We start from the raw sequence: 17,074 nt of genomic DNA on the forward strand, positions 1-17,074 counted from the left end.
GGCGCCTTGACTCTGCTGCTCCATCTCCGAGGAGACGTGCGCCGCATCGTCAGCGGTTCGGTCTTCGGAGGTCGGCCTGTGCAGGGGAGCCGCGTTCGGTGCGGCCGGCGGGAGCTCCCGAGGGAAGCAGTGACGCGGGCAGCAGGCCGAGGACGGCGATCGCGGTCAGGACCGGCAGAGTGGAACCGAACGCGGGGACCGGCGCCCTGCTCGTGCCGGCCGCGACGGCGATGCCGAGAGTCGGCCCGATGTTCACCGCGGTCTGCTTGAGCCCGCCCACTACTCCGGCGTACCCAGCAGGCGCGTCGCCGACAACCGTCCCCGTGGCGGTGACCATCACGGTGGCGAATCCCGCACCGAGCACGGCAAATGCCACGCCCGTCGCCGTCCACGTGCTGGTCGGACCCGGCAGGGACAGTCCCGCGAGACCGACGACGACGAGCGCGACGCCGGAGAGCGCGGTGCGACGCGGGCCGTACCGGCGCAGTGCCGTGGCGGCGACGGGCGCGCCGAGCACCATGAGCGCGGTCAGCGGAAGGACGCGCAGCCCGCCGGCGAACGCGTCGAGGCCGAGCACGTCCTGGAGGTGGAACGTCGCCGCGAAGAGCGCGCCGAACAGGCTCGCGGTGGTGACCAGCAGGAGTGCCATGGACGCGGTCACCGGTACCGAGCGCACCACCGCGTGGGGCACGATCGGGTCCGCGACGCGGCGCTCGTGCGCGACGAGCACCGCTGCGAGGCCCGCTACGGCGATCAGGCCGAGGAGTGTCGGAGCGCTGTCCCACCCGTGCGCCGGGGCACCGGCCAAGGTGTGGACCAGGACCGCGAGTACGGCCGCGAGCAGCACCGCGCCCGAGAGGGCGGGCCGCCGGGAAGCCGCCCGGTCGGGCCCCGGCTGCCGGAGGGCGAGGGTGAGCACGGCGATCAGGAGCGCTAGGGGGGCGTTGACCCAGAACACCGCACGCCATCCCAGATGGGCGACAAGGACACCGCCGAGGACCGGGCCGGTCCCCGCGGCCACCGCGATGGCACTGGTGCGGATGGCGATCGGCGTGCCGAGCCGCTCCGCCGGGTACGCGAGCCGCAGCAATGCCAGTGTGGCCGGCTGGAGCAGCGCGCCGGACACGCCCTGCGCCACCCGCAGGACGATCACCCAGCCGACGTCCGGCGCGAGCGCGATACCGGCCGAGGCGGCCCCGAAGCCGAGGACGCCGACGAACAGCAGCCGCGTATGCCCGTACCGGTCCCCGAGCCGCCCGGCGATGACGAGCAGCGCGGCCACCGCGACGAGGTAGCCGGTGCTCGTCCACTGGATCTGCGCCACGCTCGCGCCGAGGTCGTGCTGCAGGCTGGGCTGCGCCACGAGCAGGATGGTGCCGTCCAGGGCGACGAGCATCGCGCCGATCACGCTGACCAGCAGGGCGAGTTGCCGCTGTACGGGTGCGGTCACGAGGGCACCGGGCCGAGATGGGCGTCCAGAACGGCCCCGATGAGCCGGTCACGTCGGGCGTCGCCGGGCTCACCGTCCGACGGTGGGTCGCCGAGGGCGAGTTGCAGACTGCCCCATGCCCACAGCTGAGCGATCCCGTGCAGGCTCGACCACAGGGCGGCGGCCGTCACAGCGGGGGGCGCTTCGGCCTCCTCCGGCCCGTCGGGGCGTCGGCATCGGGCGACGAGTTCGGCGAAGTGCCTGAACAACGGCAGGGTCGACTCGCGCAGCCGCGACCGGCCCGGTACCTGCGGCGCGCTGTCCAGCAGGTCGTGCCGGAACATCAGCTCGAACATGCCGCGCCGTTCCAGCGCATACCCGACGTACGCCCGCGCGAGGGCCTCCAACTGGCCGCGGGGCGTGGTCGTTCCGGCCACCGCGGTCTCGAACCGCGCTCCGAGATCCTCGAAGCCGCGACGGGCGACAGCCGAGAGCAGCGCGTCGTGGGTGGGGAAGTACCGGCGCGGGGCCCCGTGGGACACCCCCGCTCGCCGGGCGATCTCCCGCAGCCCCACGGACCCGGAGCCCTCGCTCAGCACAAGCTCGACCCCGACATCGATCAACCGCTCCCGAAGGGAGCCCTCATCAGTCATAGACAGTGTCTACCACATGCGTAGACACTGTCTACCCATCGGGAGGCTCTGTCCCCGGGCAGCGCTGTGAAGTGCCGCCCGGTGAGTATTTCGGCGCGCTCACGCGTGGTGGTGAGTGTCCGTCATCGCGACAACCGAGCATCCGGCCGGCGAGAGCCCGGCTCGCACCTCAGCGAAGAGAGACCACGCACATGGATGTCAGCGCCCACATCGAAGCCGTCTACGACAACCTCCGCCGACGCGACCCCGGCGAGGCGGAGTTCCATCAGGCGGCACAGGAAGTCCTGCACTCGATGGGGCCCGTGCTGGAGGCACACCCGGAGTACGTCGAGGCCCGCGTCGTGGAGCGGCTCTGCGAGCCGGAACGGCAACTGATGTTCAGGGTCCCGTGGGTGGACGACCGGGGCGAGGTACGGGTCAACCGCGGCTTCCGGGTGGAGTTCAACAGCGCCCTCGGACCGTACAAGGGCGGCCTGCGCTTCCATCCCGGCGTCAACCTCGGCATCGTCAAGTTCCTCGGCTTCGAGCAGATCTTCAAGAACGCGCTGACCGGCATGGCGATCGGCGGCGGCAAGGGCGGCGCGGACTTCGACCCCAAGGGCCGCTCCGACGGCGAAGTGATGCGCTTCTGCCAGGCGTTCATGACGGAGCTGTACCGCCACCTCGGGGAGCACACGGACGTGCCCGCCGGGGACATCGGCGTGGGCGCCCGCGAAATCGGCTACCTCTTCGGCCAGTACAAGCGGATCACCAACCGCTACGACGCCGGTGTGCTCACCGGCAAGCCGGTCGGCTGGGGCGGATCCCACGCGCGCACCGAGGCCACCGGCTACGGCGCGGTGTACTTCGCCCAGGAGATGCTCGCCACGCGGGGCCGGCACCTGGAGGGGCGCCGCGTGGTGATCTCCGGCTCGGGCAACGTGGCCGTGTACGCCGCCGAGAAGGTGCACGCGATGGGCGGCCTCGTGGTGGCCTGCTCGGACTCCTCCGGCTACGTGGCCGACGAGGAGGGCCTCGACCTGGAGCTGCTCAAGGAGGTCAAGGAGGTGCGCCGGGACCGCATCTCCGCCTACGCCGAGGCGCGGCCGGCCGCGCGGTTCTCCGCCCGCGGCTCGGTCTTCGACGTGCCGTGCGACATCGCCCTGCCGTGTGCGACCCAGAACGAGCTGAACCAGCAGGACGCCGTGGCCCTGGTGAAGAACGGTGTGCTCGCCGTGGCCGAGGGAGCCAACATGCCCTGCACGCCCGGCGCGGTCGAGGTGTTCCGGGACGCCAGGATCCTGTTCGGCCCGGGCAAGGCGGCCAACGCGGGCGGGGTCGCCACCTCCGCGCTGGAGATGCAGCAGAACGCCGCCCGTGACAGCTGGACCTTCGAGCGGACGGAGGACCGGCTCGCCGGCATCATGCGGCAGGTCCACGCCCAGTGCCGGACCACCGCCGAGACCTACGGGGGAGACCCCGACGACTACGTCTTCGGCGCAAACGCCGCAGGCTTCCTCCGTGTCGCCGAAGCGATGACCGCCCAGGGCGTCGTATGAGCACCGAAGGACGCGAGGACCTCGCACCCACCGCTTCGGCGGGACGCACCGCTCGGGCGGCGGCCCTCTCACAGCGGCTCGGCAGGCGCGAGGAGCACCAGGTCTGAAGGCGGGGGAGTGCGGCTGGCGGCGGAGCCCGGTACGGCCCAGCACCCCGCCGGGCCGGGCGCAGCAGTTCCGTCAGCGGCATGAACGGGCCTCAGGCCTGCGACAGGTGGTAGAAGCCGGTCGCCGTGCCGCACAGCAGTGCCTGCTTCTCCTGCTCGGAGAGGCCGTGCAGCAGCTCGTCCACGGTGGCCGCCCAGCGCGCCCAGCCGCCGGCCAGGACGCAGACGGCCAGTCTGAGCCGAACATGAGCCGGTGGGGGCCGAAGGCGGCCAGCAGCGTGTCCCACACCGGCCGGATGTCGGCGACGGTCCACGCGCGGTGGTCCGCCTCGGTGATCAGACCGGAGACCTTGCACCGCACCTGAGGGAAGCCGGCCAGCGCGCGCACCCCGCGCTGCCAGTCGGGCAGCGTGCCGCGGCGGGCCCGCGGATCGACGGGCGGCTTCCCCGCGTGGTCCAGGACCAGCGGGAGTTCGGGGAATCGCCGGGCGAGGCGGATGGCCTGCGGGAACTGGTGACTGTGGATCAGCACGTCGTAACCGAGGCCCCGGTCCTGGACGGCGCGCAGGCCGCGTTCGACGGCCGGCTGCTGCAGTCACCGCGGATCGGGCTCCTCCTGCACCAGGTGTCGCACGGCGCGCAGGTACGAGCCACCGGTGCCGGCGCGCAGCGCGTCGAGCGTGTCCCCGGCATCGGCCGCCGTGAGATCCGTCCAGCCGACGACCGCGCCGATCAGCGGATCCTCGTCGGCCAGGGCGAGCAGGTCCGCCGTCTCCGGCAGGGACGCGATGCACTGCACGAGCACCGTACGGGTCAGCCACCGGCCCACGACCGGCCGGACCGCCGCCCTGCGCAGCTCCTCGACACCGTAGGAGCGGCGGATTCGGTTCCAGACCGGACTCGTCCAGCCAGGGCTGCGGGCGCCGGGCCGGGTCCCACACGTGATGGTGCGAGTCGACCAGGGGCGGGGCCTCGGACACGGAGGTATCCGGCGCCGATGGATCCAACGCGACGAACGCCGATGACATGGGATGAATCAGCGGGGATGCCGCGCCGCTTGTCCAGGGCGTCGACAGCAAAAGCCCTGCATGCGGGCATCCGTCAGACAGGGGAGGCTACGGGACGGCTGCTCGCCCTCTCCGTACATCGGATGTCTGTCCGGGGCGTCTGAGCCCTCAGGCCTGGTCGCCGGAGCGCTTGTCCCGGACCCGCTGGGCCACGTCGCGCAGCTTGACGTTGTGGTGCTGGGAGATGTTGCGCAGCACGTTGAAGGCGTCCTCGTCGCTCATCCCGTGGCGTTCCATCAGGATGCCCATGGCCTCACCGATGGCGTGCCGGGTCTCCAGGGCGTGTTCGAGCTGGTCGATGGTGCGGGCGTCCGCGAGGGCGACGGCGGCGTGCGAGGCCAGCAGCCAGCCGGCCGTAGCGATGTCCTCCGTGAAGGCGCCCGGGCGGCGGGCGTAGAGGTTGAGCGCGCCGAAGTCCTGTTCGTGGGTGTAGAGCAGGACCCCGGTCATGCTGCCGATGCCCAGCTCGCGGGCGGCCTCGGCGTACCGGGGCCAGTCCGGCTGCGGCTGCGTCATGTCCACGACCCGGAACACGCGCTCGTCGTCCGCGCGGCGTGCGAGGTCGAAGCACGGCCCCTCACCCAGCTCACCCTGCAGACGGTCGGACTCCTGGACCATGTCGCCGTGCGAGGACAGCGTGACGGCACGGCCCTTGCGCACGGCGAGAATCCCCGCCGCCTCACAGCCGTCCACCAGCCGCACGGCCGACGCCGCGATCTCGTCCAGCGTCTGCTGCACGGAGTCCTGCTTCAGCAGGGTCCGCGCCAGCACGGCCATTTCCTCGGCGAACTTCTGCCAGTCCATGCGTCACCGTCCGCGTCGATCACCAGTACGGCCACCCTACGCACAGCCTGGCCCCTCGGCGCCGAAGGCGCCAGGATTGTGGCGCGCGCCTCGGGCCCTCCGTCCCCCGGCCGAGGGGGCAGCACTCGTGGGTGCCGGCCGCGGCAACGAGATCGCACATCAGGTGTGTTGCCGCCGCGCCCGTCCCATAACCTCGTGCCTGGGGACGCCGGAGGCCCGGCGTGTCCGCCGTGAGGAGGCCATGGTGCTGGACATGCGCACGGGCGGGCGGTTGCTCGCGGGCGCCGTGCTGGCGGTCTGTGTGGTGCTCATCGGCCCCAGCGCACCCGACGGTGCCCTCTTCGCCGGTGCGGAGCCCGCCGTGGCCGCCCGGGACACCGTGCCGAACCGGGTCATGACATGGAACATCTGCAACCCCTGCGAGGCGAGCGACGTCGACAAGGCCGCGGAGATCGCCGCGTACGCGCCCCAGGTCATCGGCCTGCAGGAAGCGTGCGTGCGCGACGTCGAGAGGATCCGGGAGTACCTGGAGAACCTGCACGGGCTGGTCTACCACGTCGAGTACGGCTCCGTGCTGCGCAAATGGGGCCGCTGCGGAGGCGCGCCGTGGAGTCCCGGAGCCTTCGGCCAGGCGATCCTCTCGGCCGCGCCGATGACGGACCGGGTCGCCGTGGAGTATCCCGACGGCGGCTCCGAGGACCGCGGCTACATGGCAGTCACCACCACGGTGGACGGCCGGCCCGTCCGGGTCTTCAACACCCATCTCGCCCAGCGGCGCCAGGAGACCGTCCGCGCCGAACAGACCCGCGTGCTGGCATCGGCGGTCGCCCGGTACGACCGCGCGATCCTCCTCGGCGACCTCAACGCCGTGCCGGACGCCCCCGAACTGTCGGGCATCTGGGCGCTGGCCACGGACGCCGACCCGCAGTGCCGTCCGTCGCCCACCGGCGGCTGCGGGCCGACGACCGACTGGCAGAGCAAGTTCGACTACGTCTTCCTGCGAGGCCTCGTCCCCCTCAGGCACCGTGTGCACCCCACCCCCTACTCCGACCACAGCCTGCTGCACGCCGACGTCGACGTGACGTGACGGTCCGACCGGTCTGTCGGCTGCCCAGAAACCGCAGGTCAGCTGCGTGCACGGGTCGCAGGTCGCAGTGATGTCGCTGTGCCGCGTGGAATCTCCCCCCGTCTGGGAATACGGGGAGGGCGAGCAAGCAGGACATGCCGGCGAACGGGACGCCGGCCGGATCAGCAGGGAGGCCGCGATGGCGGGGCCGCAGCACACGGAGACCGCTCACGGGCCGTCCGCGCCGACAGCGTCCATCGCGCCCGCCGTACCGCTGGACGCCATCGGTGCCGGCGCCTACATCGTGGACGAGCAGGGCTGCATCATCGCCGTGAACGCCCACGCCGAGCAGATCCTGGGCCGTCCCGCCGCAGACCTGATCGGACACGACGCGCACGACCTGCTGCACCGCGGCCCGCAGGGGCAGCCCCTGCCGAGAACCCAGTGCGCCATGCGGCAGGCCTTCCACGCCGGGCGCACCGCCCAGGGCGACGAGGACTACTTCGCCCACGCCGACGGCACCGTGCTGGGCATATCCTGGCTGATCACGCCGTACGACAGCGGTGACCGTCACGGCGGCACGCTCGTCATCTTCCACGTCCCCGACCCCGCGCTCCGGACCGAGCCGCAACCGGAGCCGGTGGCCCGGCCGCTGTCGGAGCTGGCACGGCTCGCCCTCCTGGCCGAGACCACCGCCCAGCTGACCTCCACACTCGACGTCGACGAGGCGCTGCGGCGGCTGGTGACCCTGGTCCTGCCCCGCCTGGCCGACTGGGTGATCGTCGACCTGATCACCGAGCGTGACGAGGTGTGGCGCACCGTCGTGGTCCACGCCGACGGCGAGACGCTCACGTACCACGAGGACCTCGGGGGACCGATGCCGCCCATCCCCGAGGAATCCCCGATGCCCCTGTCCAAAGCCCTGCGCGGGGTCGCCTCCAACCTGGCCGGCCCGCAGACCTACCAGGGAGCGCCGGACTCCGGCATCGCGGTCGAGCAGCGCCGCCTGTTCGACGTCACGGGAATGCACTCCGCGGCCATCGCGCCCATCCGCAGCACCCGCGCCGTCCTGGGAGCGCTGACCCTGGGCCGCGGCGAGAACCCGGCGGCCTTCACACCCGCGGACCTCCCCCTGATCGAGGACATCGCGCGCCGGGCCGGCCTCGCGCTGGACAACGCCCGCCTCTACCAGCGTCAGCGCAAGGTCGCCGAGACCATGCAGAACCACCTGCTGCCGCAGATGCCGAGCCTCTCCGGTCTGGAGATGACCGTCCGCTACCTGCCCGCACCCGACGCCTCCCAGGTCGGCGGCGACTGGTACGACGCCTTCCCCCTGGCCGACGCCTCCACCGCCCTCGCCATCGGCGACGTCGTCGGCCACGACCTGGAGGCGGCGGCCGGCATGGCGCAGGTCCGCAACATGCTCAGGGCCTACGCCTGGTCCCAGCACGAGCCGCCCAGCCGGATAGTCGAGCGGCTCGACGAGGCGATCCAGCACATCACCGACGTCGACATGGCCACGACGATCTTCGCCCGGGTCGAACCGGCCGACGACGGCCACTGGCAGTTGTCCTGGACCAACGCCGGCCATCCTCCGCCGCTGCTGATCAGCAGGGACGGCCTGGCCCGCTACCTCACCGAGGGGCACGGCATCCTGCTGGGCACCCAGACCGGCACCCGGCGCCCGGACGCCACGGCGCAACTCCCGCCCGGCTCCACCCTGGTGCTCTACACGGACGGCCTCATCGAAGCGCCCCGCCGCACCCTCGACGAGGGGCTGGAACGGCTGCGCCAGCACGCCGCCGCCCTGGCCCACCGGCCCCTCGCCTCGTTCACCGACCAACTCCTGCGCCGCGTCCGCCCCGCGGGCAACGACGACGACGTCGCCGTCCTGGCCGTGCGCGTCCCCATCGGCTGACCGGGACGGATCGCACGCCGGCGGCCGACGACTCCGGCCGCCCGCGACGCGCCGCTTGACGTCCCGGGACCTGCCCCCGACCCCCCGGCCTTCCGTCCTCCTCATCCGCCCCGAGCGCTCTGCGTCACGCTGCCCACGCCGTCGCGATGCTCGCGTACGGCGATGCGGGCCAGCTTCGTCAGCATCATGCCGTTGCGGATCGAGACCAGATAGTCCACCGGGAGCCCGTGCATCCGGATGCCGGGGCCCCGCAGGGGGTGCCAGTCGAGGACGAAGAGGGTGTGCTCGCCCCACGGGATCAGATGCATGGCGATGCGCGCCGCGCCGAAGGGGGCCGCCTTGGCTTCGAGTTCCAGACGGCGCCCCGGCTCACAGATGCGTACGACGCAGGTGTCGTCCAGGACCAACGGGCCAAGGCCGACGCGGACTTGCAGGCGGGCGCCCACCTCGGGCCAGTGCGGGTCGGCGGCGGTGACCTGTTGCGTGCCGGAGACCCACTCACCGTAGCGGTGGCCGTCCGACAGCAGGTCCCAGACCTCGGACGGCGAACTCAGGATCAGCCTGCGGTTCCGGGCCACACCGACCACGCTCCTTCTCTCGGGGAACCGGCGCAGCGACGGCCGCCGCCCGTCACGGGACGTCCCCTCGCACCCTAGGCGGGTGCCACGGCTCAGGCACCCGCAGAGCACCGCGACAGGGCGCACCGCACGGCGATATTCGCTGTCGCGGGGTCCGGTGCGACGCACATACTGACGCGGTGGAACCAGTGACACTTGAGACCGGGCGTCTGGTGCTGAGGCCCTTCGGGCCGGGCGACGTGGACGCGGTGTACGACGCCTGTCAGGACGAGGACATCCAGTTCTACACGCCGGTACCGGTGCCCTTCGGGCGGCCGGACGCCGAGCAGCGGGTCCGCGAGGAGTGGCCCCAGGGCTGGGCCCTCGACAAGGACTACGTCCTCGGGGCGTTCCGCAAGGACACCGCGGCGCTGGTCGGCTCGTACTGCCTGACCAAGGTGAGCGCGGGTGTCTACGAGCTCGGCTACTGGGCGGTCAAGGAGCAGCGCGGCCGGGGCTATTCGGTCGAGGCGGCGAGGGCGCTGTGCGACTGGGGGTGGGCCACCCTCGACGTCCACCGCATCGAATGGTGGGCCATGACCGGCAACACCGGCTCACGTGCCGTCGCCGAGAGACTGGGCTTCACCCTCGAAGGGACGCTGCGCAGCCGTGGCATCGCCAACGACGGCGAACCGCACGACTGGTGGGTCGGTGGACTGCTGCGGGCCTGAGGGGCAGCGCGGGGGCCGGTCCGCGGGGTCGTCGGTGCGGATCCGGGACACCGTCACTCACCGCCGCAGGAGGCCACAGTGAGGGTGGGGACCGCGCAGCCCCCTCTCGTGATGATGCACCTGCGTGCGTGGCACCGGGAACCGGACCTGCTGCCCGGCGGCGTCGAGACCGTCATCGGTGCCGACGGCGCCCTGCGGGAGGCCGTCGACCGCATCGTGCTCGACACGGGCCCGGCCGGTCTGCCCGCGATCGGCCGTTGACCCGGCTCACCCGTCCGTACGCGCCGGGCAGGGCGCGTGCGGTGCGGCGCGGTGAGGATGGGCGGTGCCGGGTGCCCGCGCCGGCAGCTCCGTGTGCTGCCTGGTGGGACGCGCGGCTGTCCGCTGCCGGTACGCGCGAGGGAGAGGTATGACCGAGACCGACGAGGCCGGGGCCTTCTCTGCCGGGGCCGACTGGCCCGCGGAACACCGGGACCCGAGGACGGGCATGGTCGACCTCCGGCGTGTCGGGGCGAACCCGGACCACTGGTACCCGGTCGCCCTGTCGAAGAACGTGCGGACCGGGCGGGCGTTCGCGACGGCGTTCGCCGGGGAGCGCATCGCGCTCTACCGCGGGGTAAGCGGCTCCGTGTACGCCCTGGAGGACCGGTGCGCACACCGCCAGGTGCCGCTGAGCATGGGCGTCGTGGAGGGCGAGACACTCCGCTGCTGCTACCACGCGTGGGCCTACCGCGGTGACGGCCGCATCTCGCAGATCCCGTACCTCTCCAAGGGCGACGGCCGCCCGCCGCGCGGGGTGCGCGGCTACCCGGTGCGCGAGGCCTACGGCCTGGTGTTCGTGTTCCCCGGCGATCCGGACAGGGCCACCGCCACCCCGCTGCCCGACCTGCCGGCGTTCGGCTCCCCGCGGTACAGGACGATGACGTACTCCCGTACCGTGCGCTGCCACTACTCGTTCATGCACGAGAACCTGCTCGACATGAACCACCAGTTCCTGCACCGGGGCGTGGTCGGCAGACTCCACCCCGAACTGCTCGACTCCCGCACCGACGAACGGTCGGTCGAGGCCAGGTACCTGTTCAGCCACACCGGGGGCAAGCGGAACCGCGGGGCCAGCCTGCTGGCCGCCGAGGGCATCGGCGGCAGCGACTCCCGCGACGTGATGACGATCCGCACCGAGTACCCCTACCAGACTCTCGACCTGGTCCCGGAGAACGCCGAGCGGCCGGCCTTCCGCCTCTGGGTCGCGTACGTGCCCGAGGACGCCGCGCAGCGCCGGTGCCACACGTTCGGCCTGCTCATGATCGAGAAGCCGCGCGTCCCCGGTGCCCTGCAACTGGCCTGGCCCCTCATCAGGCGCTTCACGGAACGGGTGTTCGCCGAGGACCGGATGGCCGTCGAGGCCGAGCAGCGGGCCTGGGACGAGCAGGGACAGGACCGCAACCGCGAGGTCTTCTCCCTGATCCTGGACGTCCGCGAGGTGCTGCGCACCAACGGCGTTCCGATCCGCCCCGGGGCCGGCGCGTGCGGCGCCGCCTCGCTGTGCAGCGGGCGGGACCACGGTCCGGCGGCGGTGACGGGCGCCCCCTAGCGATCGCACGCGCAGCGGTGCGGTTCAGGTGAGGAAGTCCCCCAGCACCCGGTTGAGTTCGGCGGGTCGTTCGGTGGGGAGGGAGTGGTGCGAGGCGCCCGGCAGCGTGATGACGCTCGCCGTGGGCAGGAGCCGGCGTGCGGCGGCCGCCGCACGCCGCGCGTCGTGGGCACGGCTGCGGCCGGCCAGGAGCACCAGGGCCGGGACGGTGCACGCCGCGAGGTCCTGTGCCCTGGGGCGCCGCATGGCCACGACCTTCGACCGCCGGGCGCCGGCGGTACTCCCCAGGAACGCCCGCCACACCGGATCCTCCGGATCACGGCCGCTCTCCCACCGGTGGAAGGCCCGCACCCGGTCCGCGGTCGGCCGCACCAGCATCGGCAGTGCGTGCGCCAGGTAGCGCGGGCTCATGCCGGTGAAGCAGTTGACCGGGTCGAGCAACGCGAGCCGGCCGACCCGATGGGGCGCGTGCAGCGCCTGGGCGAGGGCGATCCAGGCGCCGTAGGAATGGCCGCACAGGTGCACGCCGTCCAGTTTCAGCTGGTCGAGGACAGCGTCGAGCCAGGCCACAAGGTCGGCGGCGCCCCGCAGCGGTGCTCCGTCGTGCACGCTGCGGCCGATGTCGCCCATGAGGTCGACAGCGTGCACGCGATGGGTGGCGGCCAGGGCCCCGACGTTGGCGAACCAGGAAGCCGAGGTGGTCCCGCCGCCGGGCAGCAGGACGAGTGGAATGCCGTCCGCGCGCCCGCAGATCTGCACCCGGGTACTGCCGTAGGGGGTGGCGACGTCGACGCCGCGCACCTCCACCGGCCACCGCCGCAGGACGGCGTCGTACGCCGTGCGGAACGCTGCCGTGTCCTCCATGTCCGCCCCCAGGTGCCTCGCCCACCGATATTCTCGACCAACGAGATATTAGGGGAGTGAAGCATGGACGACCAGGATCCCGGTCTGCGACTGGTCCATCTGCTGCGGTCCGTGACCATGGAACTGGACCTGTTCGCGGCCGAGTTCGCCGGCCGCAACGGACTCCATCCCACGGACGTGAGGGCGTTGATCCATCTGCTCGACGCCGGCCGGGAGGGCGTGCGGGCCACGCCGGGGTGGCTCGGTGCGAAGCTCGGCGTCAACTCGGCGTCGACCACGGCCCTGATCGACCGGCTGGAGCGGCTGGGGCTGGTCCGCCGGGAACGGGACACCGAGGACCGCCGGCGTGTGCTGCTGGTGGTGCAGGAGGAGGCCGTCCGGCTGGGCTGGTCCTTCTTCGGACCGCTGATCCACGAGATGGTCGGCGCGATGCGGTCCTTCGACGAGACGGAACTGGCCGCGGTGCGGCGCTTCCTGCTGGCCATGCGTGACGTCGCCGCAGCGGGGCGAAGCGGCCGGCAGGACGGCTCCGCCTGACGTGACGGCCCCGCCCGCGCGAGCCGGCCGGTGAGACGGCCCTGAATCGTAGCGACGGCCCCGCCCGCGCGACCAACGGCAGGGGCTCGCGTTCGACCCTGTCCGCCGGCCCTCACGGGCGGGGACGGGTGCGGCGCCACCGCGGGCGGGCGTCCAGCCCCCGGCGGCCGGCCACCGAGGCGCAGCGCGGGCACTGGCGCCGTACCCGGTCCGCGGCGCCGCCGGACTCCGGGAAGGTGTCCGGCCAGCCCACGTGCGGGAAGCGCTCCAGCCGGGAGCGGCTGAGGGACAGGCCGCAGACCGTCTCGTTGCGGCCCGGCTCCCAGGCGTGCACCTCACCGGAGGGCAGCCGGCGCCGACCCTCCTCCTCGTCGGTCCACTGCCCGGACGCCGCCACGGCGTACAGCTTCGCGCGCGCCATGGCCGGTCAGCCGGCCGCGTGGTCGACGCGCAGCCGCACCTGCTCCTCCAGCCGCCGCAGGCTGGTCTCCAGCGCGTCGGCGACGGCCTGCTCGCCGGGGTCGTGGCCCTGCTCGAAGAACGACAGGTGCACGGTCACCTCACTGGCTCCGCCGTCGAGCCCGGCGACCTGGAGCCAGCCCGCGTAGCCGCCCTGGTCGCGGGTGCCCCACTCGAGCCGCATCTGCTCCGGCCGGGCGCGCAGCAGGGCGGAGGTGTCCTCGTCGGTGCGGTCCTCGTGCACGGTGACGGCCGGCAGCTCCCCGGCCTCCACATGGAGGGCCTCCGGCAGCCAGCTGTCCAGCCGGCCGACGTTCGCGGCCTCGTCGAAGACATGCTCGGGCTGGGCGGGCATCGTGCGGGAACGTTCGTACTCGGTCATCGCCTTACCGGCCTCACCTCGGGGTCACAGCGCGCACCGGGTTCCCGTCCCGGCCCGGGCCCAATCGCGAAAGGCCCCGTCCGCACGCGTGCGGACGGGGCCTTCCACCGGCCGGTCAGAACCTGGGTCGCGGGGTCTGCGCCTGGACGAGTTCCTCCGCCTCCGCCTGCGTCTCCACGGACGGCGGGGAGCCGGCCAGGGGCTTGTTGGCGGTCTCGCGCATGCACAGCACCGCGATGACACCGACGACCGCCGCGCCCGTGGCGTAGTACGCGGGCATCAGCGTCGAGTCGAAGGCACTGATCAGGGCAGTGATCACCAGCGGTGTCGTACCGCCGAAGACCGAGGTCGCCAGGTTGTAGGCCACCGAGAGCGAGCCGTAGCGCACCTGCGTCGGGAAGATCGCCGGGAGCGCCGCCGACATGGTGCCGAGCATCGCCACCAGTGAGAGCCCCATCAGCAGCAGACCCAGGGTGATGAGTGCGACGCTGCCCTGCCGGATGAGAAGGAACGACGGCAGGGACAGGAACAGGAAGCCGAGCATGCCGGCCATCAGCAGCGGCTTGCGCCCGAAGCGGTCCGAGAGTTGCCCGACCCGGTTGATGACGCACATCTGCAGCACCATCACGACGAGCAGGATCAGCAGCCCGTGATGGGTGCCGTAGCCCAGTTCGTCGGACAGGTACGTCGGCATGTACGACAGCAGCATGTAGTCGGTGATGTTGTACGCCGCGACCAGCGCGAGGCACACCAGCAGCGGCCGCCAGTACCGGATGAAGATCTTGCCGAGGTCGGCGGCCGCCGAGGTCTCCACGGTGTCGGCCGCCTCGCCCGCCTTGGCCTGCCCGCCCTCCAACTTCTGGAAGGCGGGCGTCTCGTCCAGCTTGAGCCGCAGGTAGAGGCCGATGAGACCGAGCGGGGCCGCGACCAGGAACGGCACGCGCCAGCCCCACGACAGCATCTGGTCCTCGCTGAGGAGCATCTGCAGGACGACGACGAGGCCGGACGCCCCGACGTAGCCGGCGAGCGTGCCGAGCTCCAGGAAGCTGCCGAAGAAGCCGCGCCGCTTGTCGGGCGCGTACTCGGCGATGAACGTCGAGGCACCCCCGTACTCGCCGCCGGTCGAGAAGCCCTGCACCAGCCGGAAGAAGATCAGCAGGGCGGGCGCCCACAGCCCGATCACGGCGTGTGAGGGGACCAGCCCGATGGCGAAGGTTCCCACCGCCATCATGATCATTGTGAGGGAGAGGATACGCTTGCGGCCGACCTTGTCCCCGAGCGGCCCGAAGACCATGCCGCCGAGCGGACGCACCAGGAAGGCCACCGCGAAGGTCGCGAAAGAGCCGAGCAACTGGGCCGTGTCGCTGCCGGACGGGAAGAACACCCGCCCGATGGTCGACGCCAGATAGCTGTAGATGCCGAAGTCGTACCACTCCATCGCGTTGCCGAGGGCGGCGGCCTTGGTGGCGCGCTTGACCGCCGCCTCGTCGGTCACCGTGATGTCGCTGCGGCGCAGCTTCGGGTGACGTCGTTTCTCGACCGCCCGGAACAGCACCCGGTGTCGTCTCACCGCCGCGGGATCCACCGACTCGTCGTTGTCGGTCGCCGCCATCACGTGGTTCCTTTCGCCGGTCGCATTCCCAAGCACAACGCCTGCACAGATCTCGCGCGCTCAAACTGGCTCCTTCGCGCGGCGTCCGGTAGATCACGGAAGGTGAGGTACGGGTGGTCAGGGGCGAGAGGCGGCCCACCGTGCCGTCCGGGAGGATCTCGGAGACGGGCGTGTGCCCGGGCCCCGGTGGGGGAACTTGGTCCGCCGGGTGCGTGCCTGGTGAGAGGAGCCCAAGTGACAGCGTCAGCGGCGGGCGGCCACGACCGGGGAACGCAGGAGGACGGGTACGAGCCCGACCCGAACCGCTGGCGGGCGCTGTGGGTCACCCTGGTGGCCGGCTTCATGAGCCTGCTGGACGTCTCGATCGTGGCCGTCGCCCTGCCCACCGTCCAGCAGCAGCTGCACGCCTCCGCCGCCGAGGTGCAGTGGGTGGTGTCCGGCTACGCCCTCTCCTTCGGCCTCGCCCTCGTCACCGCCGGCCGCCTCGGCGACGCCCTGGACCGGCGGCGCATCTTTCTCGTCGCCCTCAGCGCCTTCGTGCTCTTCAGCGCCGCCTGCGGCGCCGCCCCGAACATCACCTTGCTGGTGGTGGCCCGGCTCGCCCAGGGCCTGGCGGCCGGCTTCATGGCCCCGCAGAACTCGGCGCTCATCCAGCAGATGTTCCGGGGCGGCGAACGCGGCCGCGCCTTCGGCTTCTTCGGCGCCACCGTCGGCATCTCCTCAGCCGTCGGCCCCCTCACCGGCGGCCTGATCCTCGCCCTGGCCGACGGAGCCCAGGGGTGGCGGTGGATCTTCTACGTCAACGTGCCCATCGGCATCCTCGCGGTCCTCCTCGGCCGCCGCCTGCTGCCCCGCACCCCGCGCTCCGGCCGGGAACACGTCGACCTGCCCGGCGTGGCGCTGCTCGGCCTCGGCGTGCTCGCGCTCATGTATCCGCTGGTCCAGGCCGAGACCGGCGGCCTGGCTCGGCTCTGGTGGCTGTTCCCGGTCGGGGCCGGACTCCTCTTCGCCTTCAGCCGCCGGCAGCGCCGCCTCGTGGACCGCGGCACCCAGCCGCTGCTCGACCCCCGGTTGTTCACCACCGTCCGCGGTTATGCCATCGGCGCGGGCGTCGGCACGCTCTACTTCATCGGCTTCAGCGGCGTCTGGCTGGTCTTCGCCCTCTTCTACCAGCACGGTCTCGGCTTCTCCCCGCTCGAGTCGGGCCTCGCCGTCACCCCCTTCGCCCTCGGCTCGGCCTGCGCGGCCGCCGTCTCCGGACGGCTGGTGGACCGGCTCGGCCGCCTGCTCACCGTCGGCGGGCTCACGGGCGTGATCCTCGGGCTGGGCGGCACCGCGCTGCTGCTGCGCTTCGCGCCCCTGGACATCGCCCCCTGGATCGCGGCCCCCGTCATGTTCGTCGGCGGGCTGGGCGGCGGGTGCGTGATCTCACCCAACATCACCATGACGCTGCGCGACGTGCCCGTGCACATGGCGGGAGCGGCGGGCGGCGCCCTCCAGACCGGTCAGCGGCTCGGCGCCGCGGTGGGCACCGCCGCCCTGCCCGGCCTCTACTACCTGGTGCTCGGCAGCAGGAGCGACGACATCAGGGGTGCCCTCTTCCTCGCGATGGCGGCCGGGATCGTCGGCATGGCCGCGTCCCTGGCCCTCGCGGCCTACGACTGGCGGCGCGACCGGCGCTCGCGGGAGCCGCACCGCCCCTGCCCGGACGATGTCGCCCACAGTCCCGTGCACGCCCGGCAGAGCTGAGCCCCTCCGC

General features: G+C 72.4%; 18 protein-coding genes and 1 pseudogene. 8 read left to right on the forward strand and 11 right to left on the reverse strand.

What is annotated here, in order from left to right; translation table 11 throughout:
- Window positions 1-49: 49 nt before the first annotated feature.
- Both ACIQU3_RS22570 and ACIQU3_RS22575 read right to left on the reverse strand, forming a co-directional pair.
- Window positions 50-1,396 carry an MFS transporter gene (locus tag ACIQU3_RS22570; protein ID WP_403736282.1) on the reverse strand — a complete coding sequence of 449 codons (1,347 nt, stop codon included), beginning with the start codon at window positions 1,394-1,396 and terminating at the stop codon, window positions 50-52.
- A 50-nt stretch (window positions 1,397-1,446) separates the two neighbouring features.
- On the reverse strand, window positions 1,447-2,082 hold the full coding sequence (locus ACIQU3_RS22575; RefSeq protein ID WP_403927395.1) for a TetR/AcrR family transcriptional regulator: 636 nt from the start codon (window positions 2,080-2,082) through the stop codon (window positions 1,447-1,449).
- Between the two features lie 191 nt (window positions 2,083-2,273).
- On the opposite strand from ACIQU3_RS22575, the gene gdhA reads away from it, so the two are divergent.
- On the forward strand, window positions 2,274-3,620 hold the full coding sequence (gene gdhA / locus ACIQU3_RS22580; protein ID WP_403927398.1) for an NADP-specific glutamate dehydrogenase: 1,347 nt from the start codon (window positions 2,274-2,276) through the stop codon (window positions 3,618-3,620).
- A 199-nt stretch (window positions 3,621-3,819) separates the two neighbouring features.
- Here the strand turns inward: gdhA and ACIQU3_RS22585 are convergent, their stop codons facing one another.
- From ACIQU3_RS22585 to ACIQU3_RS22600, 4 genes and pseudogenes are all read right to left on the reverse strand, one after another.
- Window positions 3,820-4,014, reverse strand: coding sequence for a hypothetical protein (locus tag ACIQU3_RS22585; protein ID WP_403927525.1), 195 nt, complete (start codon window positions 4,012-4,014; stop codon window positions 3,820-3,822).
- A pseudogene (locus tag ACIQU3_RS22590) lies at window positions 4,014-4,259 on the reverse strand (amidohydrolase family protein); the annotation flags it as partial. The pseudogene ACIQU3_RS22590 and the gene ACIQU3_RS22585, both read right to left, overlap by 1 nt.
- 63 nt (window positions 4,260-4,322) lie before the next feature.
- Window positions 4,323-4,526 (reverse strand): hypothetical protein, encoded by a 204-nt coding sequence (locus ACIQU3_RS22595; protein ID WP_403927400.1) that lies wholly within the window; start codon window positions 4,524-4,526, stop codon window positions 4,323-4,325.
- Between the two features lie 376 nt (window positions 4,527-4,902).
- Window positions 4,903-5,598, reverse strand: a complete 696-nt coding sequence (locus tag ACIQU3_RS22600; RefSeq protein ID WP_403735560.1) for a GAF and ANTAR domain-containing protein — start codon at window positions 5,596-5,598, stop codon at window positions 4,903-4,905.
- 241 nt (window positions 5,599-5,839) lie between these two features.
- On the opposite strand from ACIQU3_RS22600, the gene ACIQU3_RS22605 reads away from it, so the two are divergent.
- On the forward strand, window positions 5,840-6,685 hold the full coding sequence (locus ACIQU3_RS22605) for an endonuclease/exonuclease/phosphatase family protein (protein WP_403735557.1): 846 nt from the start codon (window positions 5,840-5,842) through the stop codon (window positions 6,683-6,685).
- 178 nt (window positions 6,686-6,863) lie between these two features.
- Window positions 6,864-8,582, forward strand: coding sequence for a SpoIIE family protein phosphatase (locus ACIQU3_RS22610; RefSeq protein ID WP_403735554.1), 1,719 nt, complete (start codon window positions 6,864-6,866; stop codon window positions 8,580-8,582).
- 101 nt (window positions 8,583-8,683) lie between these two features.
- On the opposite strand, the gene ACIQU3_RS22615 is transcribed toward ACIQU3_RS22610, so the two are convergent.
- Complete coding sequence (locus ACIQU3_RS22615) at window positions 8,684-9,160, reverse strand: SRPBCC family protein (RefSeq protein WP_403927403.1); 477 nt, start codon at window positions 9,158-9,160, stop codon at window positions 8,684-8,686.
- A 179-nt stretch (window positions 9,161-9,339) separates the two neighbouring features.
- Between ACIQU3_RS22615 and ACIQU3_RS22620 the strand changes: the two genes are divergently transcribed.
- From ACIQU3_RS22620 to ACIQU3_RS22630, 3 genes are all read left to right on the forward strand, one after another.
- Window positions 9,340-9,870 (forward strand): GNAT family N-acetyltransferase, encoded by a 531-nt coding sequence (locus ACIQU3_RS22620; protein ID WP_403735549.1) that lies wholly within the window; start codon window positions 9,340-9,342, stop codon window positions 9,868-9,870.
- Between the two features lie 78 nt (window positions 9,871-9,948).
- A complete protein-coding gene (locus tag ACIQU3_RS22625; protein WP_403927406.1) occupies window positions 9,949-10,131 on the forward strand; it encodes a hypothetical protein in 183 nt (60 codons plus the stop codon).
- Window positions 10,132-10,279: 148 nt separating this feature from the next.
- Complete coding sequence (locus tag ACIQU3_RS22630) at window positions 10,280-11,461, forward strand: Rieske 2Fe-2S domain-containing protein (protein WP_403735542.1); 1,182 nt, start codon at window positions 10,280-10,282, stop codon at window positions 11,459-11,461.
- 24 nt (window positions 11,462-11,485) lie between these two features.
- On the opposite strand, the gene ACIQU3_RS22635 is transcribed toward ACIQU3_RS22630, so the two are convergent.
- A complete protein-coding gene (locus ACIQU3_RS22635) occupies window positions 11,486-12,325 on the reverse strand; it encodes an alpha/beta fold hydrolase (RefSeq protein WP_403735539.1) in 840 nt (279 codons plus the stop codon).
- Window positions 12,326-12,388: 63 nt separating this feature from the next.
- Here ACIQU3_RS22635 and ACIQU3_RS22640 point away from each other — a divergent pair, with 63 nt between their 5' ends.
- Window positions 12,389-12,862 carry a MarR family winged helix-turn-helix transcriptional regulator gene (locus tag ACIQU3_RS22640; RefSeq protein WP_403927409.1) on the forward strand — a complete coding sequence of 158 codons (474 nt, stop codon included), beginning with the start codon at window positions 12,389-12,391 and terminating at the stop codon, window positions 12,860-12,862.
- 112 nt (window positions 12,863-12,974) lie between these two features.
- Here the strand turns inward: ACIQU3_RS22640 and ACIQU3_RS22645 are convergent, their stop codons facing one another.
- From ACIQU3_RS22645 to proP, 3 genes are all read right to left on the reverse strand, one after another.
- Window positions 12,975-13,283 (reverse strand): hypothetical protein, encoded by a 309-nt coding sequence (locus tag ACIQU3_RS22645; protein ID WP_403735534.1) that lies wholly within the window; start codon window positions 13,281-13,283, stop codon window positions 12,975-12,977.
- A gap of 6 nt (window positions 13,284-13,289) precedes the next feature.
- Window positions 13,290-13,703 carry an SRPBCC family protein gene (locus ACIQU3_RS22650; protein ID WP_403735531.1) on the reverse strand — a complete coding sequence of 138 codons (414 nt, stop codon included), beginning with the start codon at window positions 13,701-13,703 and terminating at the stop codon, window positions 13,290-13,292.
- 115 nt (window positions 13,704-13,818) lie between these two features.
- A complete protein-coding gene (gene proP / locus ACIQU3_RS22655; RefSeq protein ID WP_403927412.1) occupies window positions 13,819-15,315 on the reverse strand; it encodes a glycine betaine/L-proline transporter ProP in 1,497 nt (498 codons plus the stop codon).
- Between the two features lie 234 nt (window positions 15,316-15,549).
- On the opposite strand from proP, the gene ACIQU3_RS22660 reads away from it, so the two are divergent.
- Window positions 15,550-17,064, forward strand: coding sequence for an MFS transporter (locus ACIQU3_RS22660; RefSeq protein ID WP_403735527.1), 1,515 nt, complete (start codon window positions 15,550-15,552; stop codon window positions 17,062-17,064).
- Window positions 17,065-17,074 lie beyond the last annotated feature (10 nt).

It is taken from the genome of Streptomyces sp. NPDC101110 (genome assembly GCF_044759525.1).
Lineage (GTDB): Bacteria > Actinomycetota > Actinomycetes > Streptomycetales > Streptomycetaceae > Streptomyces.